We start from the raw sequence: 26,939 nt of genomic DNA, 5'->3' as shown, positions 1-26,939 counted from the left end.
GGGTGGCTCTGGTTCAGTTGAAAGCGGTAGGCATCGCTCTGGATGCCGTGTTCTTCCAGCAGGCGGCTGATGATCTGCTGCGCGGTGAGGTGCTGGAAGATGCGTTGATTGGTGCGGTGCGCCAGGTAGCTGAGCTGGGGGCGCAGGCACAGATGATAACGGGTGAGGCGTTTGCCGGCTTCGCCCTGGGCGAGGCGGGCGATCACGCCGTGGATGCCGGCTCCCTGGCCCATATCGAGGTAGGCGGTGTGGTGCAGCAGGGAGGCCAGATCGATGTCCGGCTGTTCGCTGACCAGCTCCAGTTCAAAGGCAAACGGCCGGTTGAGGGCCTCGCTGCCGGTGAAGGCCAGTACCTTGAAGTCGTGGGCGGCGCCGTCGATGTGCAGGCGGAAGGCCGCTTCATTGGCTGGGGAGAACATCCGTTGTCCTTTTTACAGAATTCGTTCAGCGATCCGGGCGGGGATCGGCGAGACGCTTGAACGCCAAAAGCCACCGACTGACCTTGCGGTCACTCGGTGGCCTGGCATTGTAAAGACCTCAGGCGGCGATGGGTGTGCGCCAGACAGCAAAACTCGAATTGCATCACATCTGACAGAGCAGGCAAGCCGTTCTAGGGAGTATCGCGTGGAGCCGCTATACTGGCCGCCCTTTTTCAGTGTCTGGAGTAGACCCCATGAGTTATCAACAATTTGAAGCGCTAGCCATGCCGGTTATGATCTTCGGCTTGGTAGCCTTCATGGGTTTTATCGTTTGGGACCTGGCAAAAAAGTCCAAAGCCGGGCGCTACGGCACAGCTGTGTTGTTTTTCGCACTAGGTCTTGGGGTTTTCGCCTTTATAGTCAAGGAAGTCCTGATCATCGTGGTTGAGCACTGACCGATTCGACCTCAAGTCTGACCATTATCCCCCCTGCATCAAAGTCTGAATCCTGATTCACTGCAATCAAACAATGAATACGGATTCAGACTATGGCCTACCGCACCACCGCCACCCGTATCGAGCGTGATCAGGTACTGCGTGAACACATACTCGACTGCGCTCTGCAGCAGGTCGCCGAGCACGGTTTCACCGCCCTGACCATGAGCGGTCTGGCCAATGCCGCCGGGGTGGCCACCGGCAGCCTGTATCGTCACTTTCCCGGCAAGGGCGCGCTAGCCGCCGACGTCTTCGTCAAGGCGACCCGTATCGAGCTGAATACCCTCAAGGAACAATTTCTCGCGCCCGGCAAGGCGAGCGACCGTCTGCGCAACGGCCTTACCCAGTTCGCCGCGCGCGCCTGGCACAGCCGCCAGTTGGCCTATGCACTGATCGCCGAACCTGCCGAGGAAGAGGTTGAAACCCAGCGCCTGTTCTATCGTCAGGCTTATGCGACCATTTACGGCGAGCTGCTGGCCGATGGCGTGGCTGACGGCAGTTTTGTCGTGGAGAACATCCCGCTCACCTCTGCCTGCCTGGTTGGCGCCATTGCCGAATCCCTGGTGGGCCCTCTCTCGCCGCAGGCCCGCGCCAACCGTGAAAGCGGTCTGCCCAGCGAAAGCCTGGAGGCTGTGACCCGCACCATCACCCGTTTCTGTCTGCGCGCCCTGGGCGCCAAGGAGCTAACGCAATGAACCTGCACCAGTTCGCCGAAACCCACGAGGTCACCAATCAGGTACCGCCGCTCACTGGCATCAACCTGTACCGCGATGACCTGCCGCTGCAGGAATGGGTCGCGCGATATCAGGGTGACTGGGCAGACGCCGCTCTGAACGCCTATGGTCAATTGGCTGGCAGCAGCCTGATGGAGGCCGGCTTTCTGGCCAACGAGAACAAACCTGTGTTCAAGAGCCATGACCGCTATGGGCATCGCATTGACCTGATCGAGTTTCACCCCGCCTACCACGAACTGATGGCCGCCGGCATCGGCGCTGGGGTGACCAGTGCCCCCTGGAACGATCCGCGACCCGGGGCCCAGGTCGCACGCGCCGCCACCATGTATTTGCACAACCAGGCCGAAGCCGGCACCAGTTGCCCGATGACCATGACCTATGCCTGCGTGCCGGCGCTGCGCCTACAGCCCGACCTGGCCGAACACTGGCTGCCAAAAATCCTCTCGCGTCAGTACGACCCACGCAATCTGCCGATCGAACAGAAGACCGGGGCGACCATCGGCATGGCGATGACCGAGAAACAGGGCGGCACCGATGTACGCACCAACACCACCCGTGCCTACCCCATGGGCACAGGTGGCCCTGGACAGGCCTATGAACTAATCGGCCACAAGTGGTTCTGCTCAGCGCCCATGTGCGACGCCTTTCTCACCCTGGCGCAGACCGATAAGGGCTTGAGTTGCTTCCTGCTGCCGCGCCACCGCCCGGACGGCTCGCGCAACCAGTTCTACGTTCAGCGCCTGAAGAACAAGCTGGGCAACTGGGCCAATGCCTCCAGCGAGGTCGAGTTCCGCGGCGCACTGGCTTGGATGGTCGGTGCCGAGGGCCGGGGCGTACCCACCATCATCGAGATGGTCTCACTCACCCGCTTCGACTGCATGATCGGCTCCAGCTCGCTGATGCGCCAGGCCTTGACCCAGGCGGCGCACCACTGCGCCCACCGTAAGGTCGGCACCCGCGTACTCAGCGAGCAGCCGCTGATGCAGAACGTGCTGGCCGACCTGGCGCTGGAAAGCGAAGCCGCACTGGCGCTGACCATGCGCATGGGCAAGGCGCTGGACAACGCGCACGATGCACAGGAAGACAAGTTTGCCCGGCTGGTTACCGCCATCGGCAAATACTGGATCTGCAAACGCGCGCCGGGGATGATCAACGAAGCGCAGGAATGCCTGGGCGGCGCCGGTTACGTGGAAGAAACCATTCTGCCGCGGCTGTACCGCGAAGCACCGGTCAACTCGATCTGGGAAGGCTCCGGCAACGTACAGTGCCTGGATGTACTGCGCGCGCTGTCGAAGGAGCCGGGCGTGCTCGATGCACTCTTTGCCGAGCTGGGTGACGGTCACGGTTCTTCGGAACTCAAGCAGCGCATCGAGCGAATCAAGCAGCAGTTTGCCGACACCGACGACATTCAATACCGCGCCCGCCAGCTGACCGAAGACGTCGCCATTGCGCTGCAAGCCAAGCTGCTGCTGGAGGCCGGTAACAGCGTAGTGTCCGATGCCTTCATCGCCAGCCGTTTGGGCGAGCACGGCCAGGCCTACGGCACCCTGCCCAGGGGCCTTGAGGTTGATGCATTGGTCGCCCGATCCACCCCCACAAGCCTGTGAGGAAGTAGCATGTCAATTGAACAGAAAGCCATCGAGGCACGCGTAGCAGACGGCTTCAAGCGGGCCAACTTCATTGTCGATCTGGGTATCGAGGCAACCGCCTGCGGAGCGGGTTGGGTGGAGGCCGAGATGCCCATCCTGCCGCGCCACCTGCAACAGGGCGGTTTTGTGCATGCCGGGGTGCAAAGCACCCTGGCTGACCACACCGCGGGCGCTGCTGCTGCCACCCTGCTGGACGAGGGTTTCAGTCTGTTGACCATTGAGTTCAAGGTGAACCTGCTGCGCCCAGCCCTGTGCGATACCCTGCAGTGCCGCGCAGAGGTACTCAAACCCGGCAAGCAGGTCTGTGTGGTCGAGTCAGAGGTGTTTGCTATAAACAACGGCGAGAAACGGTTGTTCAGCAAGACGATGGTGACCCTTGCAGTGCTGCCTGTTGCCGCTACACTGCCGCGCTGACCTGCCGCCGGATAGCCCGCATGAAACAACGCCCCCGCTCAGCTCAACGCCCTGGCCCCGCCGGCAAACCGCGCCGGCAGGCCGCTGCGCCGCCCGCCAATCCACAACTGATTGCGCTGAACAAGCCGTTCGACGTGCTCACCCAGTTTACCGATGGCCAGGGCCGCGCCACCCTCAAGGATTTCATCACCTTGAGCGGCGTCTACCCTGCCGGCCGACTCGACCGCGACAGCGAAGGCCTGTTGCTGCTGACCAACGATGGCCGGTTACAGGCGCGCATTACCGACCCGAAGCACAAGCTGGCCAAGACTTATTGGGTGCAGGTAGAGGGCGAACCCAGTGCCGAACAGCTCGACCAGCTGCGCGCCGGCCCGGAGCTGAACGACGGCCCAACCCGCCCCGCCGAGGTAGAGCAGATAACCGAACCCGACCTCTGGCCACGCCACCCACCGGTGCGCTTTCGCAAGAGCGTGCCCACAAGCTGGCTGGCCATCACCATCCGCGAGGGTCGCAACCGGCAGGTCCGCCGCATGACCGCCGCCGTCGGCCTGCCCACCCTGCGCCTGGTGCGCGTACGCATCGGCGACTGGCAGCTGGGTGACCTGGCGCCCGGGCAATGGCGTCACGAACCGCTCTAAAATCGCGACAAACCAGAGCATTGTGGAAGTTCCGAAGCCCCGAGGGTCAGCAATAAAAAGGGGCGTCGCCAGACACCCCTTTTTGACCGACCCCAACCCGCTCTCAATAGCGCAGCCCAAACACACGGAAGACAAAACCCAGCAACCAGATGGGACCAATCAGCAGGAACTGTACGTCCTTGAAGAACGACGGCTTCTTGCCCTCAAGGTGATGACCGATGAACTGACCAACCCAGGCCAGCACAAAAATGGCCACGCAGGGCCAGAATACGTAGGTCATCAGGCTGAGGATCAGCAGCATCAACAAAGAAAGCACCAGCATGACCGCCGCAATACGCCACGACAGAGTGAGGTAGAACACCAAGGCTGCCGCTACGGCCAGCATCGACACCCAGGGGTGAATGGCCCAGAGAATCCCCAGCACACTGAAGGTGATCAGCGGCACGCAAATCCAGTGCAGCAGCTTGTTCATCGGATTGCGATGGCTTTCGCCATACTCATCGAACCATTGGTCAATCGCTTTCATAAACCACCTTGTTATAGGTATGAATTGGCTTTGTTTACTGTCTCACAGTGTAGACAAAGCACAAGCAGCAACCAATGTCGCAAGGCGCCATACTCAGTGTCATTGACAACCCCTGCCGCAGCGGCGATCCTCTGACTCGCGCCGATTGGCGTCCCCGTTCGCGGAAAGGGCTGCGCCCGCTGTACCCACCTTTGAATTTGTCCATACGACACCCAGCCTGCTTGGCGGACACAGGCCCGATAAGGGGATCGTATGTCTACAAGTAACACCCAACCCAACCCGATAAGTCATGGCCGGCTCAACCTTGAGCAGCAGCGCAAGCGCGCCAAGGAATTACTCAAAGCCTTGCAAACCGGCGACAGCCAGGCTCTGGCGCGCGTCAGCCGCTGGCTGGCACCGCGCAGCGCAGCATTGCGACTGGCCGACGCGCAACTGGTGACCGCCCGCGAAGCCGGCTTTGCCAGCTGGCCGAAGCTCAAGCAGCATATAGAGAGCATCGACCACGCCAATCGCCGGCTGCTGCGGCAAGGCGATGCCGACCTGAGAACCCTGCACATCCGCTGCGGTAGTGACATCCAGCACAGCCTGAAAACGGCCGGATTTACCGGTGATTTTCTGGAGTTCTCCGATCCCTATTGCATTGGCCCATTGCGCGATAGCGCACCCGACCAGCTAGAGCATGATCGCTCCATCTTCCTGGCCGGCGCCTTCGGGATGACGTTCCCCGACGTTGCAGCCCGTCAACGTCAGGCCTATGAGAAACTGCAACAACTGGACGCCTACGAGCGATTGGTACTCTGGTTTGAGCACGACAGTTACGATCAATTGATTCTGGCCTACCTGCTGCACCGGTTGCGCCAACTGCAACCCACTGCGCAGCTGGAGCTGATTGCGGTAGATCGCATCCCGGGCGTACAGCGCTTTATCGGCATAGGCCAGCTCGCACCGGAGCTGCTCAGCTGGTTATGGCCGCAGCGCAAACCGGTCAACGCTGCCCTGCTCCAGCTTGGCAGCGAGGCCTGGCAGGCGCTGACCGCCGCCAACCCTGATGAACTGCTGCAGTTGATCAACCGCGGTACGCCTGCCCTGCCGATGCTCGGCAAGGCACTGGAGCGGCACCTGCAACAATTGCCAGGCGAGCATGACGGTCTGGGGCTCACCGAACGACTGACGCTGCACATAGTCGCGGCAAGAGGGCCATTGAGTGTCGGCCAGGCCTTCAGCCAATTGATGCGCGAAGCCGAGCCGCTGCCCTACCTGGGCGATCTGATGTTCTGGTGGTTGCTGCAACCTCTGCTGAACGGGCAAACGCCATTGCTGCAGACAAGTCAGAATCAGCTGGACTGGCCGCACCGGCAATTGCAGCTCAGCGCTACCGGCAAGCAGGTACTGCGCGGTGAAGCCGACGGTTTTGCCGCCCGTGGCGACCGTGACTACTGGGTGGGCGGCGTGCACCTGGTGCCCGGCCAGGTCCATTGGCGCTATGACGCCGAGCACCGGCAACTGCGGCTGCACAGCAGCTGAGACCGCGCGTCGCTGCCCGATGGCGGCGCGAGATGTTAAGCTAGCCCATTGTTCGCAGGGCCATGGCCGCCGCCACGCCCTGCCTCCCATACCGTCAACAAGCCGGAATTGACCTCAATGCCCCAACCCAATCCCTTCAAGCCCATTGTTCTCTGCCTCTCCGGCCATGACCCGAGCGGCGGCGCCGGCTTGCAGGCGGATATCGAAGCGCTGCTGGCCCAGGGCTGCCATGCGGCAGCGGCGGTCACCGCGCTGACCGTGCAGAACACCGTGGATGTCAGTGACTTCCGCGTGCTCGACCGTGAATGGGTGCTGGCCCAGGCCAACGCCGTACTCAGTGATATGCCGGTGTCGGCGGTCAAACTGGGTATGCTGGGCAACGTCGAGATGGTTGATACCGTGATCGAGCTGATGCAGGCCAACCCGGGGCTACCGCTGGTGTGCGATCCGGTTCTGCGCGCCGGTGGCGGCGGCTCCCTCGGCAAGGACGATATTGGCTTTGCACTACGTGAGCGACTGCTGCCCTTGGCGCTCATCGCTACACCCAACCTGCCAGAGGCGCGCTTGTTGGCAGAGCTGCCCGAGGGGAGCGCGGACGAGTGCGCCGCCAAGTTGCTGCCCTATTGTCAGAACCTGCTGATCACCGGTGGTCACGGCGATGAGGCCGAGATTCACAACCGCCTGTACTGCCGCGATGGTAGTCAACATGACTTCACCTGTGCACGCCTGCCGGGCAGCTACCACGGCTCCGGCTGCACCCTGGCCAGCGCCTTGAGCGGCCGCCTGGCACTGGGCGAGGAGCTGGTCAGCGCCGTGCGTTCGGCACTCGACTACACCTGGCGCACACTGCGTGACGCCGAGCAGCCCGGCCATGGCCAGTACGTGCCACGGCGCCTGCCACTGGATTTCTGCTCATGAGTGAGCGGGGCTTGTACGCCATCACCGACAGCGCCCTGCTGGCCGATGGCAAACTGCTGCCCTATGTAGAGGCCGCGCTGCGCGGTGGTGCGCGCTGGCTGCAGTACCGCGATAAAAGCCAGGACGCCAGCCGCCGGCTGGATGAAGCCAGCCAACTGGCCCAGCTGTGCAAAAATCACCATTGCCAGTTAATCATCAATGACGACCTGGCGCTGGCCAGTCGCCTGGGCGTGGGCCTGCACCTGGGTCAGGAAGACGGCTCGCTGCGCGAAGCGCGCCAGCAATTGGGTTCGCAGGCGCTGATCGGTGCCACCTGCCACGCCAGCCTCGATCTGGCCGAGCAGGCCGTCAGCGACGGAGCCAGCTACATCGCCTTCGGCCGCTTCTTTCAGTCGGTCACCAAACCCGGTGCGCCGGCAGCCACGCCTGTGCTGCTGCAGCAGGCACGCCAACGCTTCCGCTTGCCGATCATTGCCATCGGCGGCATTACCTTGCACAACGCGCCGCAATTGCTCGGCGCCGGCGCCGATTATCTGGCCGTGATCAATGGCCTGTTCGGCGCGCCGGATGCTGACGCTGTGCAACTTCGCGCCAGCACCTTCAGTCAACTTATTAACGCCTGTTGAGAGACTTAGTCATGTCCCGTACCGAGACCCGTTCCCAATCCCTGTTTGCCAGCGCCCAGAAACACATCCCCGGTGGCGTTAACTCGCCGGTTCGCGCGTTCAAAAGCGTGGGCGGCACGCCGCTGTTCTTCAAACACGCCGAAGGCGCCTACGTTACCGATGAAGACGACAAGCGCTACGTGGATTACGTCGGTTCTTGGGGCCCGATGATTCTTGGCCACAGTCACCCCGATGTGCTGGACGCCGTACGCAACCAGCTGCAGCACGGCCTGTCCTACGGCGCACCCACGGCGATGGAAACCGAGATGGCCGATCTGGTCTGCCAACTGGTGCCGTCGATGGATATGGTGCGCATGGTCAGTTCCGGCACCGAGGCGACCATGAGCGCTATCCGCCTGGCGCGCGGTTATACCGGCCGCGATAGCATCATCAAGTTCGAGGGCTGTTACCACGGCCATTCCGACAGCCTGCTGGTCAAGGCCGGTTCCGGCGCTCTGACTCAGGGCGTACCCAACTCCGCCGGCGTACCCGCCGCCTTTGCCAAACACACGCTGACGCTGCCCTTCAACGACATTCAGGCCGTGCGCGAAACACTGGCCAAGGTTGGCCAGGAGGTCGCCTGCATCATCGTCGAGCCGGTTGCCGGCAACATGAACTGCGTCCCGCCGGCACCCGGTTTCCTGCAGGGCCTGCGCGAGGCCTGCGACGAGCACGGCGTGGTGCTGATCTTCGACGAGGTGATGACCGGTTTCCGCGTGGCACTGGGCGGTGCCCAGGCCTATTACGAGGTAACTCCCGACCTCACCACCTTCGGCAAGATTATCGGCGGCGGCATGCCGGTGGGCTGCTTTGGCGGCAAGCGCGCAGTCATGGAGCAGATCGCTCCGCTGGGCCCGGTGTATCAGGCCGGCACCTTGTCGGGTAATCCGCTGGCCATGGCCGCCGGCCTGACCACGCTCAAGCTGATCAGCCGCGAAGGCTTCCATGCCGAACTCACCGACTACACCAGTCGTCTGCTGGCCGGCCTGCAGGACCGCGCGGACGCCGCCGGCGTGCCCTTCGTGACCACCCAGGCGGGCGGCATGTTTGGCCTGTATTTCTCTGGCGCCGACGACATCGTCACCTTCGACGACGTTATGGCCAGCGACGCCGATCGCTTCAAGCGCTTCTTCCACCTGATGCTCGACGGCGGTGTGTACCTGGCGCCCAGCGCCTTCGAGGCTGGCTTCACCTCCATTGCCCACGGCGACACTGAACTGCAGATCACCCTGGATGCGGCCGAAAAGGCCTTCGCCGCCCTATGATCAGCCTTGCCTACGGGCTGCTCTGTATGAGCCTGCTCGCAGTGGGGTACTGGCTATGGCAGCGACGCGAGGGCCTCAGCGATAACGCCCGCGGAGCCCTCACCGCTGCACTGCTGGCGCTGCTGCTACCGGCGGTCAGTAGCCTGCTGTTGGCGCTCGACACGCTGGGGCTGGGCAGCACCCTTACCCATATACAGCGTATTTTCGGTCTTGCCGCGCAAAGTATCAGTCTGCCATTACTTGGCCTGGCCAGCTTCTACCTGGCCTTTGGCCTGCGCTGGCAGGCCGCCAATTGGGGGCGGATTCTGCTGGCTTTGATGGCCGCATTTGAACTGACGCGGCGCATGGACCTGCAGCACGGTTATCAGTGGAGTATCAGCCTCTTGGGCCTGCTATTGCTGGTACTGGGCTGCCTGTTGATTCTGCGCCGAGACGCGCGCCCGCTAATGGCTGCGGCGGCGACCTGCATTGGCCTGCTGGCGCCGCTATTCAGTCCAGACGCGCCGGCGCTCGCCGCGCTGGTTGATGGCTCGGCCCTGGTCTACTGGCTATTCCCCGCCTTGCTGGGCACCGGCCTGGCAGTTGGCCTGTTGAGCGAACAGGCGCACAATAGACCCAGCGACGCCCCTTCGGCGCCCGCCACCGAGAGGACCTGAACTCGCCATGTTCCGCCAGCTGCCAAGGCTCATTCTGCTCAGCCTGCTGTTACCTGCAAGCCAGAGCTATGCCGAGACTGACAATACCCTGTTGATCAGCGCTGATGACCGCTGCGCTTTTGAGCGCGTGGACGAGGAAAGCCTGCAACTGGCGATCGATACCTGCATCAGCGCGGCCGAGGGCGGCGACATGAAGGCCCAGTACGAGCTGGGCCAGCTCTACTACAGCGGCGAACGAGTAACGCAGGACTACGCCACCGCCCTGCAATGGCTGGAACAGGCGTCCATTCAGGGCGAACCACGCGCCCAGTACCGCCTAGGCATGATGCACTTTCAGGGTGAAGGCGTGCAGCGTAACTTGGCGCAGGCCTACATTATCCTGAAAATGGCCTCCATCAACGGTCACGATGCCGCCATGGACAGCGCTGACCTGGTAGCACTGCAGATGAACCAGCAGGAGATGAATGCCGCCACCCACGTGCTGGGAACCTTGTTTCGCGATTATCTGGCGCAGATTCGGGAAGAGCAGTTGAATGGAACGCTGAAGATGGAAGAGCCTCAGTTGCAGCCTGATTCTAATGCGCAGGAGATTGAGGAGTTGTTGGAGTAGGCGCCAAACCAGCGATTATCCGGTATATCCATAACTTCGACCGTCGACTTGCGCTGATGGCAACGTCGTGCGCTGTTTGAACTAGCGGCTGAGCTCACTTCCGTTTTCGCCCTTAGGCGAGCCAAGGGGCATGCTTGCCCATGCCCCCTTAGCGATCCCCCAGGGCACCCAGCTGCGCGGCCCAAAGGTTTGCTGCGTTGCTCGAGCTACCGGGGACGCGCGCGAACTCGGCGCTTTGCACCTCAGACACCGCGCACGTCCTTTTTCCCGGCAGCTCTGCGCTACTCGCCCGCTCAGATGGGACTATGAATCCGTGTTGCTGCTAGTTTTTCAAGTTCGGTCCAACAAACCAAACCCAGGAACGGCACCGATCTCCAGCTCTTCGTCCCCTTCCAAGCTGCCGAGTAACGCAGGGGTTGAGCGATTGAGCCGAGGACTGTCTGAGCGAAGCGAGTTCCGCAGGCGCGCTCAACACCGAGCAACGCAGGGAAGCCGCAGGCCAGCTTGGTCGGGGTGGATTTCTTTTGGTTATCTTTTCTTTGGCCATTCAAAGAAAAGTAACTCGCCGGAAAAGGCGAAAGGCATGCTCAAAAGCAGCACAGCAAGCAGCTATACTCGAATCCCAATCTAATCTCTAGAATCCGCGCCAGCCTGGTCAACTATCCGACCGCGGCGGCATCGGAAAATGCATCACATTACTGCCGCCATCACCCTTGGCCTCACTGATCTTCGCGGTACCCACTCGCTCAACCTCGTCTATGCGAATGATCGAATGCACCGGAATAAAGCTGCGCTTGACGCCATCAAACTGATTTTTCAGCTTTTCTTCACCTGGATCGACTACCAGTTGGGAGCGCTCACCGAAGATCAACTCTTCGATTTCCATAAAGCCCCACAGCTCGCTCTGAAAAATCTGCTGTGCGTAGAGTTCGAACACCTGTCCCTGGTTGTTAAAGATAACCCGGAAAACCGGCTGACTTTCTTTACTCATAGCGGGATGACCAACACCTTGAAAAACGCGTGAACGCCGCGGCGGCTGCCGTTCGGCGGGCGCGCATCATAGCACAGCGCGGGGCATAACAAAGGCCCCTGCTTGTGTGTATAATCGCCCCTTTTCTCAAGCGATGCCCAGCGTAGATCCCATGGCCAAAAAACTCTTTATCCAGACCCACGGTTGCCAGATGAACGAGTACGACAGTTCACGTATGGCAGACCTGCTCGGTGAGCACCAGGCAATGGAGCTGACCGACAATGCAGACGAGGCAGACGTGATTCTGCTCAACACCTGCTCGATCCGGGAAAAGGCACAGGAAAAGGTGTTTTCCCAGTTGGGGCGCTGGCGACCGCTGAAAGAGAAAAACCCTGATCTGATCATTGGCGTGGGTGGTTGCGTGGCCAGTCAGGAAGGTGATGCGATTCGCAGTCGTGCGTCCTACGTGGATGTAGTCTTCGGCCCGCAAACGCTGCACCGTCTGCCCGAGATGATTGACGCCGCACGCACCACGCACAAACCGCAAGTGGATGTCAGCTTCCCGGAAATCGAGAAGTTCGACCGCCTGCCTGAACCCCGCGTGGACGGCCCCACCGCGTTTGTGTCGGTAATGGAAGGTTGCAGCAAGTACTGTAGCTTCTGCGTAGTGCCCTACACCCGTGGCGAAGAGGTCAGTCGCCCCTTTGATGACGTGCTGGCGGAAGTGATTCACCTGGCCGAGAACGGCGTGCGCGAAGTTACCCTGCTGGGCCAGAACGTGAATGGCTACCGTGGCGTGACCCATGACGGCAGCATCGCCGATCTGGCCGACCTGATCCGCGTGGTCGCTGCCGTGGACGGCATCGACCGGATTCGCTACACCACATCCCATCCGCTCGAGTTTTCCGACAGCCTGATTCAGGCCCACGCCGAAGTGCCAGAACTGGTGAAGTACCTGCACCTGCCGGTGCAGTCCGGCTCCGACCGCGTACTGGCGGGCATGAAGCGCAATCACACCGCGCTGGAATACAAGTCCCGCGTGCGCAAGCTGAGAGCCGCAGTGCCAGACATCATCCTCAGCTCTGACTTCATCATCGGCTTCCCAGGTGAAACGGATCGCGATTTCGAGCAAACCATGAAACTGGTAGAGGATGTGGGTTTTGACTTCTCCTACTCTTTTATCTACAGCGCGCGCCCCGGCACGCCAGCCTCCGATCTGCCCGACGACACCCCCGACGAGGCCAAGAAGCAGCGCCTGCAGATTCTGCAGAATCGCCTTAACCAGCAGGGGTTCGAGAACAGTCGCCGCATGGCCGGCACCACCCAGCGCATTCTGGTGACCGACTACTCGAAGAAGGACCCTGGCATGCTACAGGGCCGCACCGAGCACAACCGTATCGTCAACTTCCGCAGCAATAACCCGCAGTTGATCGGCCAGTTTGTCGACGTACAGATCGACGAGGCTTTGCCCCACTCGTTGCGCGGCACCCTGCTCAGCGAGACACTGCATTAACGCGATGCGCTCTGCCCAACGCTGTGCGCTGCCATTTCCCGCTGCGAGCCTTGCGACCAGCGGAAAAGGCAGTGCTTTGCAGAGCCCTGTTTGCGCGCTATTCTGTCGTTTCATCCATGCCATCTGGCGACCTAACGGACTATTTTGAACGCACCTCTACATATTCATCGCTTCAGCATCGAACCAGTCGATTCACGACGTTTCGCCGCCCTCTGCGGCCAGTTCGATGAAAACCTCCACCTGATCGAGCAGCGCCTTGGTATCGAAGTGCGCAACCGCGGCAATCATTTCGAGCTGATTGGCGAAGAAGCCATTACCCGCTCTGCCGAGGCCGTGCTGCGTCAGCTGTATCGCGAAACCCGTGACAGCAAGGACCTGAGCCCCGATACCGTGCACTTGTTTCTGCAGGAGTCCGGTCTCGAAAGCCTGAGCGAAACCCTGAATCAGACCGGCGACAATCGGCCGGTGATTCTGCGTACCCGACGCATGACCATTCAACCGCGCGGGCCGAACCAGCAAAGCTATGTGCGCTCGATTCAGGAGCACGACATCAACTTCGGCATTGGCCCTGCCGGTACCGGCAAGACCTATCTGGCCGTAGCCTGCGCGGTGGACGCGCTCGAGCGCGAACAGATCAGTCGCATTCTGCTGGTGCGCCCAGCGGTAGAGGCCGGCGAGAAACTGGGTTTTTTGCCCGGCGACCTGGCACAGAAGATCGATCCCTACCTGCGCCCCTTGTACGATGCACTCTACGAGATGCTCGGGTTTGAGCAGGTGACCAAGCTTATCGAACGCCAGGTCATTGAGGTTGCACCGCTGGCCTACATGCGGGGCCGCACTCTGAATAACAGCTTCATCATCCTTGATGAAAGCCAGAACACCACGCTGGAACAGATGAAAATGTTCCTCACGCGCATCGGCTTCGGTTCAACCGCCGTCATCACCGGTGACATTACCCAGGTGGACCTGCCGCGCGGCACCAAGTCGGGTCTCGGCCATGTGATCCAGGTACTCAAGGATGTCAAAGGCATCGGCTTCACCCACTTCCTGTCCAAGGACGTGGTGCGTCACCCGCTGGTGCAGCGCATAGTCGAAGCCTACGATCTGTTTGAACAGCAGCAGGAAGCCGAGCGCGAAGAACGCAAGAATGAGCAAGGCAAGAATGAGCATTGAGCTCGACATTCAGCGTGCCTCGGACGCGCCTGACCAGCCCGACGACGACAGCTTTTTACGCTGGGTCGGGCTGGCACTGGGCACCAGTACTGACCGTGAGCTGACCATTCGCCTGGTGGACGCAGACGAAGGCCGCGACCTCAATCACACCTGGCGCGGCAAGGATTACGCGACCAACGTACTCTCCTTTCCGGCCGACCTCCCCCCCGAACTGGACCTGCCGCTACTGGGCGATCTGGTGGTCTGCGTACCTGTGGTTGCCCGCGAGGCACAGGAACAGGGCAAGCCACTGCACGCGCACTGGGCACATATGGTTATACACGGCTGCTTGCATTTGCTCGGTTACGACCATATTGACGACACCGAAGCAGACGAAATGGAAGCCCTGGAACGCGACTTGCTTGCGCAACTGGGTATTGCCGACCCCTATCTAGATGACAATGAGTAAGGATCAATGAGCGAAGATCGATCGACCAATGGGCATAAGTCCTGGCTGGACAAACTGGTCCAGGCTTTTGTCCATGAACCCAAGAACCGCCAGGAATTGCTGGAACTGTTGCGCGAGGCGCACGCCAACGAAGTCCTGGATATCGAGGCCCTGTCGATCATCGAAGGCGCCCTGCAGGTCAGCGACATGCAGGTACGGGACATCATGGTCCCGCGCTCGCAGATGACTACCATCAAAGCCAGCCAGACGCCACGCGAGTTCCTCCCAGAAGTGATTGAAGCAGCGCATTCGCGCTTCCCGGTGATTGGCGACGGCATCGACGATGTGCTGGGCGTGCTGCTCGCCAAGGATCTGCTGCCCCTGTTGCTCGAAGACAACATGGAGCGCTTCAACATCAAGGACATTCTGCGCCCGGCCACCTTTGTGCCGGAATCCAAACGCCTAAATGTATTGCTCAAAGAGTTTCGCGCCACGCGCAATCACATGGCAGTGGTGATAGACGAGTACGGTGGCGTTTCCGGCCTGGTAACCATCGAAGACGTCCTTGAGCAGATCGTCGGTGACATCGAAGACGAGCACGACGTGGACGAGGACAGCCAGATCAAGCCGTTGCCCAGTGGCGACTACCTGGTCAAGGGGCTGACTCCAATCGAGGAGTTCAACGAGCACTTTGAAACCGAATTCCCCGATGAAGAGTTCGACACTGTTGGCGGCCTGGTGATGAATGCCTTTGGCCATCTACCCAAGCGCAATGAAGTGGTCGAGCTGGACGGCTTCCGTGTACGCGTACTGAATGCCGATAGTCGCCGGGTTCATCTGTTGCGAGTTACCTTGGTCAATACCTAAGCACCTCTAAGGAACGGCATGTCTCTGCCTACTGCTCTGCTGGCCCGCCTGCGTGGACCTGGCCTGGTCGGCCACCTGATTGCGCTGCTGGCCGGCGCGCTCAGCACTCTGTCGTTCGCGCCCTACACTCTCTGGCCATTGGGCCTGCTCTCCATCGCCTTGCTGTATCAGGGACTGAGCCAGGTCAGCAACAAGCAAGCTGCCATACGCGGCGGTGCCTGGGGTATGGGCTTGTTTGTTTCAGGCGTGTCTTGGATTTACATCAGTATCCATCTGCACGGCAACGCCTCACCTTTGCTGGCCGGCTTTCTGACCGGAGGCCTTGAGCTTGGCCTGTCGCTGTTCATCGCGCTCTGCGCCTGGGTCTGGGTGCGCTTCTTCCGCACCGGAAGTGCCTGGTTTGACAGCCTCGGCTTCGCCGCCATCTGGGTAGCACAGGAGGTGTTTCGCAGCTGGTTTCTTACCGGCTTCCCTTGGCTTTATCACGGTTACGCCCACACCCACACCTGGCTCAATGGCTACGCCCCCCTTGGCGGTGTCTGGCTGCTGGGCGCCATCTCCGTGTTCATGGCCTGCCTGCTGAGCGAGTGGCGCTTGCTTCGCCAGCCACTGCAATGCAGTCTGGCCGCACTCTTGGTGGCCGCGCTCTGGCTGGGTGGCTACGGTCTGCAGCGCATCGACTGGACCAGCACCAAAGGCCAACCGCTCAGCGTCAATCTGGTGCAGGCCAATATCGAGCAATCACGCAAGTGGGACCCAGACTACATCACCCACACCCTCTCGCTTTACCGCGACCTGACCTATGCACAACCGGCAACCGACCTGGTGGTCTGGCCGGAAACCGCGGTGCCGGTGCTGCAGAGCCAGGGGCAATACTTTGTCGACGGCGTCGCCGCCAATCTGGCAGAGCGTGGCAGCACCCTGATCACCGGCATTCCGGTGGATGAAATGAGCCCCGACGGCCTGCGCATCTATAACGGCATCATGGTCGGTGGCAGCCAGCCGCAAAGCGAGTACTTGAAGCAGAAACTGGTGCCCTTTGGCGAATACGTGCCGCTGGAAGAGCTTCTGCGGGGGCTGATCGACTTTTTCAACCTGCCGATGTCCAGCTTCAGCAAGGGCCCGACCGATCAGGCGCCGCTGCTGGCTGCCGGCTACCGTTTGGCGCCGCTGATCTGCTATGAAGCGGTTTACCCCGACTTCGCCGCGAAACAGGCTGCCCAGAGCGACCTGCTGATCACCATCAGCAACGACAGCTGGTTTGGTAGCTCCATCGGCCCGCTGCAGCACCTGCAGATGGCCCAGATGCGCGCTATTGAGGCACAGCGCTGGATGATTCGCGCCACCAACAACGGCGTTACCGCACTGATCGACCAGCACGGCGAGATACGCACGCGCATTCCGCAGTTTCAGCAGGAAGTCTTGCTCGGTGAAGTGCAACCCATGACTGGACTAACGCCCTACCTGCGCTGGCGCAGCGCGCCACTGGGGCTGGCGGTTATCTCAGTGCTGCTGATTGCGGTGCTGCGTCGACGGCGGCAGCACGCCGGGTAACGGCGTTCTGCTGTCGAGAGTTTCCAGGATCCGCCAGAGCACGGCCAGATCCTCACGGCTCAGGCCCTGCACTTCCAGCTCGGTCACGCCTGCTCCCTGAAAGCCGGTAAGCCACTGGCGGGTATGCGCCATGTCCAGCGCCTGGTCAAGACGGCGCAAGATTCGTCCGTAGGAGGAATCTTTCTGTCGATGGACCACTGTCTCCGGCGCTCTCCAGCTCATACTTTACCTCCAGAGGTAATTATCAGGTCGCCCCCCTCCCAGGGTCGCGTTGCTTCGTGTCTCACTCTGAGGATAGACCCGTCGCAGCACGCAGATGTCGCCCGGCGACGAATGGCATATGACTACCTGTGGCGGGCCTGGTGGTGTATCCTGCCCCATTACTTTTCCGCCACCATTCGCCACTACGAGCCTTCAGACCCACGCCATGCAAGAACAGTATTCACCGAGTGATATCGAAGCCGCCGCACAGACTGACTGGGACAACGCAGAGGCGTTCAAGGTCAGCGAAACACCGGATCAGGACACCTTCTACTGCCTGTCGATGTTCCCCTACCCCAGCGGCAAGCTGCATATGGGCCATGTGCGCAACTACACCATCGGTGACGTGATCGCGCGCTATCAGCGCATGCAGGGCAAGAACGTGCTGCAACCCATGGGCTGGGATGCCTTCGGCATGCCGGCGGAAAACGCGGCAATGAACAACAAGGTCGCCCCCGCCGAGTGGACCTACTCCAACATCGACTACATGCGCACCCAGCTGAAAAGCCTGGGGCTGGCCATCGACTGGTCGCGTGAAGTGACCACCTGCAAACCGGATTACTATCGCTGGGAACAGTGGCTGTTCACCAAGCTGTTCGAAAAGGGCGTGATCTATCGCAAGAATGGCACCGTCAACTGGGACCCGGTGGACCAGACCGTACTGGCCAACGAGCAAGTTATCGACGGCAAGGGCTGGCGCTCCGGGGCGCTGATCGAGAAGCGCGAAATCCCCATGTACTATTTCGCCATTACCGATTACGCCGAAGAGCTGCTCAGTTCACTGGATGACCTGCCGGGCTGGCCCGAACAGGTCAAAACCATGCAGCGCAACTGGATCGGCAAATCGGTCGGTATGGAAGTGCACTTCCCCTACGATACCGCCAGCATCGGCGAAGACGGCAAGCTCAAGGTCTTTACCACCCGCCCGGATACCCTGATGGGCGCCACCTATGTCGCGGTGGCCGCAGAGCACCCCCTGGCGACCCTGGCCGCCAAAAATGACAGCAAACTGCAGGCGTTTATCGACGAATGCAAGCGCGGCGGCGTCGCCGAGGCCGACATTGCCACCCAGGAAAAGAAAGGCATGCCCACGCCGCTCTTCGTCAAGCACCCGCTGACCGGCGAGAAGCTGCCAGTCTGGGTCGCCAACTACGTGCTGATGACCTACGGCGAAGGCGCAGTGATGGCCGTGCCAGCACACGACGAGCGCGACTTCGAGTTCGCCAGCAAGTTTGGACTGCCGATCAAAGCGGTAATCCGCACTTCCGCCGGCGACAGCACGCCCGCGCCCTGGCAAGACGCTTACGGTGAAAAGGGCGAACTGATCAACTCGGAAGAGTTCGACGGTCTCGACTTTGCCAGCGCTTTCACTGCCATCGGCGATGTACTGGAGCAGAACAGCCTGGGCGCACCGCGCACCCAGTTCCGCCTGCGCGACTGGGGCATCAGCCGGCAGCGCTACTGGGGCTGCCCTATTCCGATCATCCATTGCGACAGCTGCGGCGATGTACCTGTGCCGGAAGATCAACTGCCGGTCGTGTTGCCGGAGGACGTAGTACCCGATGGCGCCGGCTCACCGCTGGCCAAAATGGCCGAATTCTATGACTGCAGTTGCCCCAAGTGCGGCGCGGCAGCCAAGCGCGAAACCGATACCATGGATACCTTCGTGGAAAGCTCGTGGTACTTCGCGCGCTACGCTTCACCCCATTATGAACAGGGCATGGTCGACCCCAAGGCAGCGAACCACTGGCTACCGGTCGATCAGTACATCGGCGGCATAGAGCACGCAATTCTGCACCTGCTGTACGCGCGCTTCTTTACCAAGCTGATGCGTGACGAGGGTCTGATTGAGGCCAGCGAGCCGTTCAAGAATCTGTTGACCCAGGGCATGGTGATCGCGGAAACCTATTACCGCCTGGAAGACAATGGCAGCAAAACCTGGTTCAACCCGGCCGACGTGGTGGTCGAGCGCGATGCAAAAGGCAAGATCCTCGCAGCCAAGCTGGCCAGCGATGGTCAGCCGGTCGAGATCGGCGGCATTGAGAAAATGTCCAAATCGAAGAACAACGGCGTCGACCCGCAAGCAATGATCGAACAGTACGGCGCCGACACCTGCCGCCTGTTCATGATGTTTGCGTCGCCGCCGGACATGAGCCTGGAGTGGTCTGATTCCGGCGTAGAAGGCGCTTTCCGCTTCCTGCGCCGTGTTTGGCGCCTGAACCATGCCTTCGTCAGCAAAGGTGGCGCAAAGGAAGCGCTGGATCTGAGCAGCCTGAGCGACGCACAGAAAGACATTCGCCGCGCCATCCATCTGGCCATCAAGCAGGCCAGCCAGGATATCGGTCAGCACCACAAGTTCAATACCGCCATTGCCGCGGTCATGACATTGATGAACGTGCTGGAGAAGGCACCGCAGGACAGCGGCCAGGACCGCGCCCTGCTGCAAGAAGGCCTGGAAACGGTCGCGCTGCTGCTCGCGCCCATCGCCCCACACATCTGTCACAGCTTGTGGCAGGCGCTGGGGCACAGCGACGCCATCATTGACGCCCGCTGGCCGCAACTGGATGAAAGCGCCTTGACCCAAGACACCCTGCAGCTGGTCATTCAGGTCAACGGCAAACTGCGCGGACATATTGACGTAGCTGCGGACACCAGCCGTAATGCCATAGAAGCCGCCGCGCGGGAAAACGAGAATGTGCAGCGCTTTACCGAAGGTCTGACCATCCGCAAGGTGATCGTGGTACCCGGTAAACTGGTCAACATTGTCGCCAACTGATTAATGCAACGGAGAGCCAAGATGTCCCTGAACACCCCTCGTCTGCTGCTGGGCTGCGCTGTACTGGGCGCCGCACTGCTCGCTTCCGGTTGCGGCTTTCAGCTGCGCGGCACCGGCGTCGACAACGTCGATCTGAACGAGCTGGACGTTACCGCCCGCAACCGCTACGGACAAACATATCAGCAGGTACTGGAAGCATTGGAGATTGACGGGGTTCGCGTCACTCCCAGCGCACCCTACCAGTTGCAACTACTCAACGAGTCACAGGGCCGCCGCGCCGTCAGCTACACCAGCCGCGCCACCCCGGCAGAATATGAGCTGACCAGCAATCTGACTTTCCAGATCGCCGACCGCCAGGGCCGCTCGCTGATTGGTCCCGAGACGCTGAACACCCGTCGCACCTACGTGAACGACAAGGACAACATCATCGGTACCACCGAAGAAGAAACCCTGCTGCGTAACGAGATGCGTGGCGACCTGACCCGGCAGCTGCTGTTCCGCCTGTCGAGCCTGACCGAAACCGAGCTCTCCGCACGCGAACAGACGCTCGACCAAGAGCAGATGCCCTGAGCGCGCCATGAAGCTGAACGCGGCGCAACTGCCACGCCAGCTCAAGGAAGGCCTTGCCGCGGTCTACGTTGTCAGTGGCGATGAGCCGCTGCTGTGCGGCGAGGCCGAGGACCTGATCCGCAAGGCGTGTCGGGCTGCCGGTAGTGAAGAGCGCCAGGTGTTCCATGCCGAGCGCAACTTCGACTGGTCGCAGCTCTACGAGGCCAGTCATAGCCTTTCGCTGTTTGCCCAACAGCGCCTGCTTGAACTGCGTCTGCCTTCCGGCAAGCCCGGAGACCAGGGTGCCAAGGCGTTGCTCGGTTATCTCGAGCAACCGCCCACCGATACCACCTTGCTGATCAGCCTGCCGAAACTGGACGGTACCGCCATGCGCAGCAAGTGGGCCAAGGCACTGCTTGATCATGCCGACAGCCGCTTTGTGCAAATCTGGCCCATCGAGGCACATCAGTTGCCCAACTGGATGCGCGAGCGCCTGGCGTCGGCCGGCCTGCAGGCCAGCCCCGAGGCTCTGGAGCTGCTCTCGGCACGGGTAGAAGGCAACCTGCTGGCTGCTGCACAGGAAATAGAAAAGCTCAAACTCTTCTGCAGTGAAGGCAGCCTCGATCTGGACACCGTCCAACAGGTGGTAGCCGACAGTGCCCGCTTCGACGTTTTCAATCTGACTGACGCCATGTTGCTGGGCCAAGCTCAGCAGGCGCTACGCATACTTCAGGGCCTGCGCGGAGAAGGTGTCGAGGCGCCGGTCGTGCTGTGGGCGCTGACCCGCGAGCTACGCACCCTGGCCAGCATCGCGCAGGACAGCTACCGCGGCATTCCGCTGGACAAGGTCTTCGCCAGTCAGCGCCCACCGGTTTGGGACAAACGCAAACCCGTGATGAAAAGCGCACTGGAGCGCCATCCGGCTAGCGCTTGGGAAGACTGGCTGGGCGCAGCACAAACGGTGGATGAGCAGATCAAGGGCCAAGCGGCAGGCTCACCCTGGGATGGGCTTGCCCGCATTCTGGTTGAAGCGGCCGGCGTCAGACTGGCGCTCTAAACTCAGGTTGCCCGCTCAGCGCAGCAGCAAGAGCGGGCATTCGGTATTGCGCAGCATACCCGTGGTGGTACTGCCGACCAGAAACTGCCTGATCCGCGAATGCCCGTAGGCCCCCATCACGATCAGATCGATCTGCTCTTCGCGCTGGTAGGCCAGTAGCGTGGCTTCTACCTCGCCGCTGCGCTGCGCGGTGATAACCACGAATCCGGCTTGCTGCAAGCGCTGCCGTGCACTTTCCAGCCCGCGCATAATCTCATCAGTGACGTTGCCCACGGTCAGCAGGTGAATCGGTAAACCGGCAAACAAGGGACTCTGCGCCAGCATGTCGAGCGCCTTGCGGGTGCTGGGGCTGTTATCGAAGGCCAGCATCAGCCTGCGGGGCGCCTGGAATTCGCCGGTGGTGACCAATATAGGACGATGCAGGGTACGAATGACGCTCTCCAGGTGGCTACCGACGTGGCGTGCCAGCGAGTCACTGACCTCACCCTGACGGCCCATCACCAGCAAACGTATCTCACCTTCCAGCTCGCGCAGGGTATCGACCAGTTCACCGTGACGTTGGCGCGTCAGCGGCGTCTCGACCCCGTCGGCACGTGCGCGCTGCGCAGCAGCTTCCAGCATCACCTTGCCCTGCTCACGCAGCAGCCGGCCGCGTTGCTCATCCAGCTCGGCCAGCTCGACCAGCAGATGCTCGCGACTACCAAGGCCGATACTGCCGGATAGATCAGCGTGGGCCGGCGTCTGGCTGTGATCCAGCACATGCAAAAGCTCCAGCGGTGCCTGCAGGCGTTGGCTGGCCCAAGCAGCGTAGTCGCATACCGCGACCGCCGCGCCGGAGCCATCAATACAGGCTACGACCTTGGCCTGGCTCTCGCTCATCTGCTTCTCCTTGTTGTTGTAGCGCGCTCAATGCCCAATCAGTTGATCAGCGGCATCAGGCTTGTCGTGCACACCAAAGCGGTCAACGATGGTCGCGCTGGCCTGGTTAAGGCCAATCACCGCCACCTCGGTACCTTCACGGCGGAACTTGAGAACAACCTTGTCCAGCGCGCCTACGGCAGTGATATCCCAGAAATGCGCACGACTCAGATCAATTGTCACCTTATCAAGCACCTCCTTGAAATCAAAGCTGGCGCTGAACTTGTCGGCGGAGCTGAAAAACACCTGCCCCACCACCTGGTAGCGACGCTCGTTTCCGCTGGCATCCAGCTCGCTGGAAATGTACAGAAAGTGGCCAATCTTGTTGGCAAAGAACAGCGACGCCAGCAACACCCCCGCCAGCACACCATAAGCCAGGTTATGGGTCGCCACCACCACCGCTACGGTGGTAACCATCACGATATTGGTCGACAGCGGGTGCTTGCGCAGGTTGCGCAACGAATCCCAACTGAAGGTACCAATGGAGACCATGATCATCACCGCGACCAGCGCGGCCATCGGAATCTGGCCTACCCAGTCGCTGGCAAACACCACCAACAGCAACAACACGATACCCGCGACGAAACACGACAGCCGCGTACGGCCGCCCGATTTCACGTTGATCACCGACTGACCGATCATCGCGCAGCCAGCCATACCACCCAGCAGGCCCGAGCCTATATTGGCGATACCCTGGCCCTTGCACTCGCGGTTCTTGTCGCTACTGGTGTCGGTCAGATCGTCCACGATGGTCGCAGTCATCATCGACTCCAGCAGGCCTACCACCGCCATGGCCGCGGAATAGGGCAGGATAATCAGCAGTGTATCCAGGTTCAGCGGTACATCCGGCCAGAGGAACACAGGCAGGGTGTCCGGCAGTTCGCCCATGTCCGCCACCGTGCGGATATCCAGACCAAAGTACATAGCCACGGCCGTCATCGACAGAATGCATACCAGCGGCGACGGGATCACCTTGCCGATCTTAGGCAGGTAAGGGAACAGATAGATGATGCCCAGCCCCGCTGCCGTCATGGCGTATACGTGCCAGGTAACATTGGTCAGCTCAGGCAACTGCGCCATGAAAATCAGAATCGCCAGCGCGTTGACGAAACCGGTCACCACCGAACGCGAGACGAAGCGCATCAGCGAGCCAAGACGCAGATAACCGGCAGCGATCTGCAAGACACCACAGAGTACCGAGGCAGCAAGCAGGTATTCCAGTCCATGGTCGCGCACCAGAGTCACCATCAGTAGCGCCATAGCACCGGTAGCGGCAGAAATCATTCCGGGGCGGCCACCGGTGAAGGAAATCACCACGGCAATGCAGAACGAAGCATACAAGCCCACTTTCGGATCGACACCGGCGATGATGGAGAACGCGATGGCCTCGGGAATCAGCGCCAAAGCGACCACCAGACCAGACAGCAGGTCGCCACGCACATTGGAAAACCATTGCTGGCGAAGAGTTTCGATCAGAGTCATAAGCAGGGACTACCAGTTTACAGTTACTTGATTGATTGCCCGCCAGGGTATCCGCGAGACGTTGCGTACGGAAAAGACGATGGGCCACGCGGCGGCAAGCGGCGCACTCCGCACTCAGTGACAGCCGCGCATGAACGTGTAAGTGAAGTCTACCGTGGCGTAAAGCCGCATCGGCCGATCATCACCTGTCCATCAGTCAATCCAGGAAGAGGTCGCGGACTCTAGCATAAAGCCACTGCAGGGGCCACACAGCCCCGCTGGCCGGCGCTTTTGCGCGAAGCTGGCAGGAACCTTCGCGCACCAGTATCCTCCAAGGCAGAGAACAAGAACTTGCCACCACCTTCGGTGCCAGACCGCCTTCAGGAATCCACGCATGCCCCATCCGTTCCACCGCCGCAGCGGAATTCATTTGCTGGCCTCTGCCAGCCTGTTCTGCTTAACGGCCTGCGCCGACACCCAGGCCATTGCCGAGGCCGAACCTAGCCAGATCGCCAAACCGCCAACCCTGCAACCCGCTACAGCGCCGCTGATGGTTGAGCCGGTCATCGTTGCTCGCAGCTTTGCCGACTGGCGCGCCGACTTTCGTGCCGAAGCGCTGGGCAAGGGAATTGATCCGGCGTTATTTGACCAGGCATTCGACGGCGTGACGCCTGACCCTGACGTGATCAAGGCTGACCGCAGCCAGCCGGAGTTCTCACGGCCGGTCTGGGCCTACCTGGACGGCGCGCTCTCCAGCCAGCGGGTTGCCAACGGGCAGCGCAAGCTCAGCGAGCAGCGCAGCAATTTTGATGGCATTGAGCAACGCTATGGCGTGAACCGGCATATCCTGGCAGCGATCTGGGGCCTGGAGAGCAACTTTGGCCAGAACATGGGCAGTCGTTCGGTGATTCGCTCGCTGGCTACCCTTGCCCACGAGGGACGGCGCCCGGTATTTGCCCACGACCAACTGTTGGGCGCACTGGACATTCTGCAGCACCGCGACATCCAGCCCGAGCGCATGCTGGGTTCCTGGGCCGGTGCCATGGGACAGACCCAGTTCATTCCCACCACCTACAATCAGTATGCGGTCGACTTCGATCAGGACGGCCGCCGCGACATCTGGTACAGCGCCGCCGATGCCCTGGCCTCTGCCGCCCACTACCTGCAACAGTCCGGCTGGCAGCCGGGTCAGCCCTGGGGACAGGAAGTGCAATTACCCCGCGGCTTTGACTACGCTCTGGCAGATACCAGCATCCGCAAACCCTTCAGCGAGTGGAATTCCCTGGGGGTGCGCGGCGCCGAAGGCAACGCTCTGCCAGGCAACCTTGGCGAACAGCCCGCCTCCCTGCTGCTACCGGCGGGTCATCGCGGGCCGGCGTTTTTAGTACTCAACAATTTCCGCTCGATCATGCGCTACAACAACTCCACCAGTTACGCTTTGGCCATCGGGCTGTTGTCGGAGCGCTTCCAGGGTGGCGGCAAAATAGTCGCCAGCTGGCCCACCGAAGACCGCCCCCTGTCTCGCAGCGAGCGCATCGAACTACAGACCCTGCTGACCGCGCAGGGCTTTGAGCCTGGCGGTATCGACGGCATCATCGGCGCCAATACCCGCAGTGCCATTCGCCGCGTTCAGCAACAGCTTGAATCGCCGGCCGACGGCTACCCTACGCCGGAACTGCTGGAGCAGCTACGCCGCCGGTAAGCCGCCAAGCTGCCGTGTTAGCGCCACCTGCAGCCCGCCAAGGCCGGTGCAGGTGGCGCTTTCTGTGATAAACTGCGCCGAGGCCACAAGCCATCCCGTGCCCAGCACATTCCCCGTGGAGCCGCTACCCGCAGGAGCCCTGATTTCGATGTCCGACAGCCCGCAGAAAACCGTTTCCAGTGGTCAGAAATTCCGCAACGCCCAAGGCATCCCAGCCATCAAGGATGGCCAGAAACGCCGCAGCTCGAGCGAGCCTCAGGTCTTTACCCCCAAGCCCAAATGGCTGCGCGTGAAGGCACCCAGCGGCGATCGTTTCGAGGCAGTAAAGCGTAATGTGGGCGAGCACCGCCTGAGCACGGTCTGTCAGGAATCGCACTGCCCCAACATGGGCGAATGCTGGTCCAATGGCACCGCCACCATCATGGTCATGGGCTCGGTGTGCACCAGGGCCTGCCGCTTCTGCGCGGTCGATACCGGCAACCCCAACGGCTGGCTGGATCATGAAGAACCCGAGAACACCGCCAAGTCGGTCGAACTCATGGCGCTGCGCTATATCGTGCTCACCTCGGTGGACCGCGATGACCTAGACGATGGCGGCGCAGCGCATTATGCCGCCTGTGTCAGCGCGATCAAGGCGCGTACACCCGAGGTCGTGGTAGAGGCCCTGACCCCTGACTTTGACGGCGATCTTGCCGCCATCGAGCGTGTTGTGGACTCCGGTCTGCAGGTTTTTGCGCAAAACGTCGAGACGGTAAAGCGCTTGACCCACGTGGTACGAGACCCGCGTGCCGGCTATGAAAAGACCCTGAAAGTGCTCGAGCACGCCAAACGCCACCGTCCTGACGTTTTGACCAAGACCAGCCTGATGCTGGGCCTGGGTGAAACCGATGATGAGGTGCTGCAGACCTTTGATGACCTGCGCGCCATCGGCGTGGACATCGTCACCCTGGGCCAGTACCTGCAACCCACTCGCAACCATTTGCAGGTGCAACGCTGGGTCAGCCCGGACGAGTTCAATCACTTCCGCGAGCTGGGTCTGGCGAAGGGTTTCATGGAAGTGGCGGCTGGCCCGCTGGTGCGCTCCAGCTACCGTGCCGATCGAGTTTTCGAGAAGAACAACCTGGGCCTGGCAGCCCCGGTGGCCGTGCCCGGCCAGGAGATAGACAACAGCCTGATTCCTGCCCTGAATCTCAGCTAAA

At 61.1% G+C, this 26,939-nt stretch carries 27 protein-coding genes; 21 read left to right on the top strand and 6 right to left on the bottom strand.

Annotation, left to right across the window (positions count from 1 at the left end; translation table 11 throughout):
• A partial coding sequence (locus V7747_RS09605) for a contractile injection system protein, VgrG/Pvc8 family (RefSeq protein ID WP_335615808.1) occupies positions 1-419 on the bottom strand: 419 nt, incomplete at its 3' end.
• A 254-nt stretch (positions 420-673) separates the two neighbouring features.
• Here V7747_RS09605 and V7747_RS09600 point away from each other — a divergent pair.
• From V7747_RS09600 to V7747_RS09580, 5 genes are all read left to right on the top strand, one after another.
• Positions 674-874: a DUF2788 domain-containing protein gene (locus tag V7747_RS09600; protein ID WP_335615807.1), complete on the top strand. Its 201-nt coding sequence runs from the start codon at positions 674-676 to the stop codon at positions 872-874.
• A gap of 92 nt (positions 875-966) precedes the next feature.
• Entirely contained in the window at positions 967-1,608 is a 642-nt protein-coding gene (locus V7747_RS09595) for a TetR/AcrR family transcriptional regulator (RefSeq protein WP_335615806.1), read from the top strand.
• A complete protein-coding gene (locus V7747_RS09590; RefSeq protein WP_335615805.1) occupies positions 1,605-3,254 on the top strand; it encodes an acyl-CoA dehydrogenase family protein in 1,650 nt (549 codons plus the stop codon). The genes V7747_RS09595 and V7747_RS09590 overlap by 4 nt, the downstream gene beginning before the upstream one ends.
• Positions 3,255-3,263: 9 nt before the next feature.
• Positions 3,264-3,710, top strand: coding sequence for a PaaI family thioesterase (locus V7747_RS09585; protein WP_335615804.1), 447 nt, complete (start codon positions 3,264-3,266; stop codon positions 3,708-3,710).
• Positions 3,711-3,730: 20 nt separating this feature from the next.
• Positions 3,731-4,348, top strand: coding sequence for a pseudouridine synthase (locus V7747_RS09580; RefSeq protein ID WP_335615803.1), 618 nt, complete (start codon positions 3,731-3,733; stop codon positions 4,346-4,348).
• Positions 4,349-4,451: 103 nt separating this feature from the next.
• Here the strand turns inward: V7747_RS09580 and V7747_RS09575 are convergent, their stop codons facing one another.
• Positions 4,452-4,874, bottom strand: a complete 423-nt coding sequence (locus V7747_RS09575) for an Mpo1 family 2-hydroxy fatty acid dioxygenase (RefSeq protein WP_335615802.1) — start codon at positions 4,872-4,874, stop codon at positions 4,452-4,454.
• A gap of 252 nt (positions 4,875-5,126) precedes the next feature.
• Between V7747_RS09575 and V7747_RS09570 the strand changes: the two genes are divergently transcribed.
• The 6 genes from V7747_RS09570 (at position 5,127) to V7747_RS09545 (ending at position 10,512) form a co-directional block, all read left to right on the top strand.
• Positions 5,127-6,398 (top strand): DUF1835 domain-containing protein, encoded by a 1,272-nt coding sequence (locus tag V7747_RS09570; RefSeq protein WP_335615801.1) that lies wholly within the window; start codon positions 5,127-5,129, stop codon positions 6,396-6,398.
• A 117-nt stretch (positions 6,399-6,515) separates the two neighbouring features.
• On the top strand, positions 6,516-7,316 hold the full coding sequence (locus V7747_RS09565) for a hydroxymethylpyrimidine/phosphomethylpyrimidine kinase (protein ID WP_335615800.1): 801 nt from the start codon (positions 6,516-6,518) through the stop codon (positions 7,314-7,316).
• Entirely contained in the window at positions 7,313-7,942 is a 630-nt protein-coding gene (gene thiE, locus V7747_RS09560) for a thiamine phosphate synthase (protein ID WP_335615799.1), read from the top strand. The genes V7747_RS09565 and thiE overlap by 4 nt, the downstream gene beginning before the upstream one ends.
• An 11-nt stretch (positions 7,943-7,953) precedes the next feature.
• Positions 7,954-9,246 (top strand): glutamate-1-semialdehyde 2,1-aminomutase, encoded by a 1,293-nt coding sequence (gene hemL, locus V7747_RS09555; RefSeq protein WP_335615798.1) that lies wholly within the window; start codon positions 7,954-7,956, stop codon positions 9,244-9,246.
• Positions 9,247-9,272: 26 nt separating this feature from the next.
• Positions 9,273-9,902 carry a hypothetical protein gene (locus V7747_RS09550; protein ID WP_335615797.1) on the top strand — a complete coding sequence of 210 codons (630 nt, stop codon included), beginning with the start codon at positions 9,273-9,275 and terminating at the stop codon, positions 9,900-9,902.
• A 7-nt stretch (positions 9,903-9,909) separates the two neighbouring features.
• On the top strand, positions 9,910-10,512 hold the full coding sequence (locus V7747_RS09545; protein ID WP_335615796.1) for a tetratricopeptide repeat protein: 603 nt from the start codon (positions 9,910-9,912) through the stop codon (positions 10,510-10,512).
• A gap of 655 nt (positions 10,513-11,167) precedes the next feature.
• Here the strand turns inward: V7747_RS09545 and V7747_RS09540 are convergent.
• On the bottom strand, positions 11,168-11,503 hold the full coding sequence (locus V7747_RS09540; RefSeq protein WP_092285175.1) for a DUF1820 family protein: 336 nt from the start codon (positions 11,501-11,503) through the stop codon (positions 11,168-11,170).
• A gap of 151 nt (positions 11,504-11,654) precedes the next feature.
• On the opposite strand from V7747_RS09540, the gene miaB reads away from it, so the two are divergent.
• From miaB to lnt, 5 genes are all read left to right on the top strand, one after another.
• Positions 11,655-12,995, top strand: coding sequence for a tRNA (N6-isopentenyl adenosine(37)-C2)-methylthiotransferase MiaB (gene miaB, locus V7747_RS09535; RefSeq protein ID WP_335615795.1), 1,341 nt, complete (start codon positions 11,655-11,657; stop codon positions 12,993-12,995).
• Positions 12,996-13,139: 144 nt separating this feature from the next.
• Positions 13,140-14,168 carry a PhoH family protein gene (locus V7747_RS09530; RefSeq protein WP_335615794.1) on the top strand — a complete coding sequence of 343 codons (1,029 nt, stop codon included), beginning with the start codon at positions 13,140-13,142 and terminating at the stop codon, positions 14,166-14,168.
• Entirely contained in the window at positions 14,158-14,616 is a 459-nt protein-coding gene (ybeY, locus tag V7747_RS09525; RefSeq protein WP_335615822.1) for an rRNA maturation RNase YbeY, read from the top strand. The genes V7747_RS09530 and ybeY overlap by 11 nt, the downstream gene beginning before the upstream one ends.
• Before the next feature lie 6 nt (positions 14,617-14,622).
• A complete protein-coding gene (locus tag V7747_RS09520) occupies positions 14,623-15,462 on the top strand; it encodes an HlyC/CorC family transporter (protein WP_335615793.1) in 840 nt (279 codons plus the stop codon).
• 18 nt (positions 15,463-15,480) lie between these two features.
• Positions 15,481-17,016 carry an apolipoprotein N-acyltransferase gene (gene lnt, locus V7747_RS09515; protein WP_335615792.1) on the top strand — a complete coding sequence of 512 codons (1,536 nt, stop codon included), beginning with the start codon at positions 15,481-15,483 and terminating at the stop codon, positions 17,014-17,016.
• Here the strand turns inward: lnt and V7747_RS09510 are convergent.
• Positions 16,966-17,238: a hypothetical protein gene (locus V7747_RS09510; protein WP_335615791.1), complete on the bottom strand. Its 273-nt coding sequence runs from the start codon at positions 17,236-17,238 to the stop codon at positions 16,966-16,968. The genes lnt and V7747_RS09510 overlap by 51 nt on opposite strands.
• 205 nt (positions 17,239-17,443) lie before the next feature.
• Between V7747_RS09510 and leuS the strand changes: the two genes are divergently transcribed.
• The 3 genes from leuS to holA are packed head-to-tail and all read left to right on the top strand — an operon-like array spanning position 17,444 to position 21,659.
• On the top strand, positions 17,444-20,053 hold the full coding sequence (gene leuS, locus V7747_RS09505; protein ID WP_335615790.1) for a leucine--tRNA ligase: 2,610 nt from the start codon (positions 17,444-17,446) through the stop codon (positions 20,051-20,053).
• Positions 20,054-20,074: 21 nt separating this feature from the next.
• Positions 20,075-20,623 carry an LPS-assembly lipoprotein LptE gene (locus tag V7747_RS09500; RefSeq protein ID WP_335615789.1) on the top strand — a complete coding sequence of 183 codons (549 nt, stop codon included), beginning with the start codon at positions 20,075-20,077 and terminating at the stop codon, positions 20,621-20,623.
• A 7-nt stretch (positions 20,624-20,630) separates the two neighbouring features.
• Positions 20,631-21,659, top strand: a complete 1,029-nt coding sequence (gene holA, locus V7747_RS09495; RefSeq protein ID WP_335615788.1) for a DNA polymerase III subunit delta — start codon at positions 20,631-20,633, stop codon at positions 21,657-21,659.
• A gap of 15 nt (positions 21,660-21,674) precedes the next feature.
• On the opposite strand, the gene V7747_RS09490 is transcribed toward holA, so the two are convergent.
• Both V7747_RS09490 and V7747_RS09485 read right to left on the bottom strand, forming a co-directional pair.
• A complete protein-coding gene (locus V7747_RS09490) occupies positions 21,675-22,538 on the bottom strand; it encodes a universal stress protein (RefSeq protein ID WP_335615787.1) in 864 nt (287 codons plus the stop codon).
• Between the two features lie 27 nt (positions 22,539-22,565).
• Positions 22,566-24,059 carry a SulP family inorganic anion transporter gene (locus V7747_RS09485; RefSeq protein ID WP_442909217.1) on the bottom strand — a complete coding sequence of 498 codons (1,494 nt, stop codon included), beginning with the start codon at positions 24,057-24,059 and terminating at the stop codon, positions 22,566-22,568.
• Positions 24,060-24,432: 373 nt separating this feature from the next.
• On the opposite strand from V7747_RS09485, the gene V7747_RS09480 reads away from it, so the two are divergent.
• Together V7747_RS09480 and lipA are read left to right on the top strand one after the other, a co-directional pair.
• On the top strand, positions 24,433-25,740 hold the full coding sequence (locus V7747_RS09480) for a lytic murein transglycosylase (protein WP_335615786.1): 1,308 nt from the start codon (positions 24,433-24,435) through the stop codon (positions 25,738-25,740).
• 148 nt (positions 25,741-25,888) lie between these two features.
• A complete protein-coding gene (gene lipA / locus V7747_RS09475) occupies positions 25,889-26,938 on the top strand; it encodes a lipoyl synthase (protein WP_335615785.1) in 1,050 nt (349 codons plus the stop codon).
• The last annotated feature ends 1 nt before the right edge of the window (position 26,939 follow it).

Origin of the sequence: Halopseudomonas sp., from assembly GCF_036960865.1 — a bacterium.
In the GTDB taxonomy this organism is placed as follows: Bacteria; Pseudomonadota; Gammaproteobacteria; order Pseudomonadales; family Pseudomonadaceae; genus Halopseudomonas.
Note: the sequence above shows the minus strand (reverse complement) of the source record. Positions and strands in the feature narration are given on the sequence as shown.

Excerpts from the sequence above, each read along its gene's own strand:
- V7747_RS09550 (WP_335615797.1), top strand. The coding sequence starts at position 9,273 with ATGAGCCTGCTCGCAGTGGGGTACTGGCTATGGCAGCGACGCGAGGGC.
- hemL (WP_335615798.1), top strand. The coding sequence starts at position 7,954 with ATGTCCCGTACCGAGACCCGTTCCCAATCCCTGTTTGCCAGCGCCCAG.
- V7747_RS09565 (WP_335615800.1), top strand. The coding sequence starts at position 6,516 with ATGCCCCAACCCAATCCCTTCAAGCCCATTGTTCTCTGCCTCTCCGGC.
- miaB (WP_335615795.1), top strand. The coding sequence starts at position 11,655 with ATGGCCAAAAAACTCTTTATCCAGACCCACGGTTGCCAGATGAACGAG.
- ybeY (WP_335615822.1), top strand. The coding sequence starts at position 14,158 with ATGAGCATTGAGCTCGACATTCAGCGTGCCTCGGACGCGCCTGACCAG.
- V7747_RS09575 (WP_335615802.1), bottom strand. The coding sequence starts at position 4,874 with ATGAAAGCGATTGACCAATGGTTCGATGAGTATGGCGAAAGCCATCGC.
- V7747_RS09595 (WP_335615806.1), top strand. The coding sequence starts at position 967 with ATGGCCTACCGCACCACCGCCACCCGTATCGAGCGTGATCAGGTACTG.
- V7747_RS09600 (WP_335615807.1), top strand. The coding sequence starts at position 674 with ATGAGTTATCAACAATTTGAAGCGCTAGCCATGCCGGTTATGATCTTC.
- thiE (WP_335615799.1), top strand. The coding sequence starts at position 7,313 with ATGAGTGAGCGGGGCTTGTACGCCATCACCGACAGCGCCCTGCTGGCC.
- V7747_RS09500 (WP_335615789.1), top strand. The coding sequence starts at position 20,075 with ATGTCCCTGAACACCCCTCGTCTGCTGCTGGGCTGCGCTGTACTGGGC.
- V7747_RS09485 (WP_442909217.1), bottom strand. The coding sequence starts at position 24,059 with ATGACTCTGATCGAAACTCTTCGCCAGCAATGGTTTTCCAATGTGCGT.
- V7747_RS09585 (WP_335615804.1), top strand. The coding sequence starts at position 3,264 with ATGTCAATTGAACAGAAAGCCATCGAGGCACGCGTAGCAGACGGCTTC.
- lipA (WP_335615785.1), top strand. The coding sequence starts at position 25,889 with ATGTCCGACAGCCCGCAGAAAACCGTTTCCAGTGGTCAGAAATTCCGC.
- V7747_RS09570 (WP_335615801.1), top strand. The coding sequence starts at position 5,127 with ATGTCTACAAGTAACACCCAACCCAACCCGATAAGTCATGGCCGGCTC.
- V7747_RS09545 (WP_335615796.1), top strand. The coding sequence starts at position 9,910 with ATGTTCCGCCAGCTGCCAAGGCTCATTCTGCTCAGCCTGCTGTTACCT.
- V7747_RS09510 (WP_335615791.1), bottom strand. The coding sequence starts at position 17,238 with ATGAGCTGGAGAGCGCCGGAGACAGTGGTCCATCGACAGAAAGATTCC.
- lnt (WP_335615792.1), top strand. The coding sequence starts at position 15,481 with ATGTCTCTGCCTACTGCTCTGCTGGCCCGCCTGCGTGGACCTGGCCTG.
- holA (WP_335615788.1), top strand. The coding sequence starts at position 20,631 with ATGAAGCTGAACGCGGCGCAACTGCCACGCCAGCTCAAGGAAGGCCTT.
- leuS (WP_335615790.1), top strand. The coding sequence starts at position 17,444 with ATGCAAGAACAGTATTCACCGAGTGATATCGAAGCCGCCGCACAGACT.
- V7747_RS09520 (WP_335615793.1), top strand. The coding sequence starts at position 14,623 with ATGAGCGAAGATCGATCGACCAATGGGCATAAGTCCTGGCTGGACAAA.
- V7747_RS09480 (WP_335615786.1), top strand. The coding sequence starts at position 24,433 with ATGCCCCATCCGTTCCACCGCCGCAGCGGAATTCATTTGCTGGCCTCT.
- V7747_RS09580 (WP_335615803.1), top strand. The coding sequence starts at position 3,731 with ATGAAACAACGCCCCCGCTCAGCTCAACGCCCTGGCCCCGCCGGCAAA.
- V7747_RS09590 (WP_335615805.1), top strand. The coding sequence starts at position 1,605 with ATGAACCTGCACCAGTTCGCCGAAACCCACGAGGTCACCAATCAGGTA.
- V7747_RS09540 (WP_092285175.1), bottom strand. The coding sequence starts at position 11,503 with ATGAGTAAAGAAAGTCAGCCGGTTTTCCGGGTTATCTTTAACAACCAG.
- V7747_RS09490 (WP_335615787.1), bottom strand. The coding sequence starts at position 22,538 with ATGAGCGAGAGCCAGGCCAAGGTCGTAGCCTGTATTGATGGCTCCGGC.